This window comes from Rhodosalinus sediminis, from assembly GCF_003385555.1.
GTDB classification, from domain to species: Bacteria; Pseudomonadota; Alphaproteobacteria; order Rhodobacterales; family Rhodobacteraceae; genus Rhodosalinus; species Rhodosalinus sediminis.
Genome location: NZ_QOHR01000094.1, coordinates 1 through 543, shown reverse-complemented (window position 1 = coordinate 543; position 543 = coordinate 1). Strand labels below are relative to the sequence as shown.

The 543-nt window shown below is 65.7% G+C and carries 1 protein-coding gene; it reads left to right on the top strand.

The window, feature by feature from the left end; genetic code table 11:
• Window positions 1–7 precede the first annotated feature (7 nt).
• Complete coding sequence (locus DRV84_RS15235) at window positions 8–460, top strand: DUF2924 domain-containing protein (protein ID WP_115982160.1); 453 nt, start codon at window positions 8–10, stop codon at window positions 458–460.
• Window positions 461–543: the final 83 nt, after the last annotated feature.

Below are 543 nucleotides of genomic sequence, written 5' to 3'. Positions count from 1 at the left end.
GAACCGCATGACGACCCACGATCCCATCCCCGCGCGCCTGGCCGCGCTGAAGACCGCCACGGCGCCGGAGCTGAAGGTGCAGTGGCGCGAGCTGTTCGACAGCGAGCCGCCGCCGTTCAACCGGCGCTATCTGGAGAGCCGGCTGGCCTATCGCATCCAGGAACTGGCCTATGGCGGGCTTAAACCCGAGACCATCCGCAGGCTGGAGCGGCTCGGCGAGGAACTGGATGGCGGTGATCGAAAGAAGAGCCGCGTCCGAGCCGACGCCATGCCCATCGCCGGCACGCGGCTGATCCGCGAATGGCAGGGTGTGGAGCAGGTTGTCACCGTGACCGGCGACGGCTTCGAATGGCAGGGTCGACCCTACAAGTCGCTCTCGGCCATCGCCCGCGCCATCACCGGCACGCGCTGGAACGGCTGGGTCTTTTTCGGCTTGAAATCACGGAGGGCGCGGACATGACGAAACCGATCGTCCGCAAACAGCGCTGCGCGATTTACACCCGCAAATCCTCCGAAGAAGGGCTGGAGCAGGAGTTCAACTCG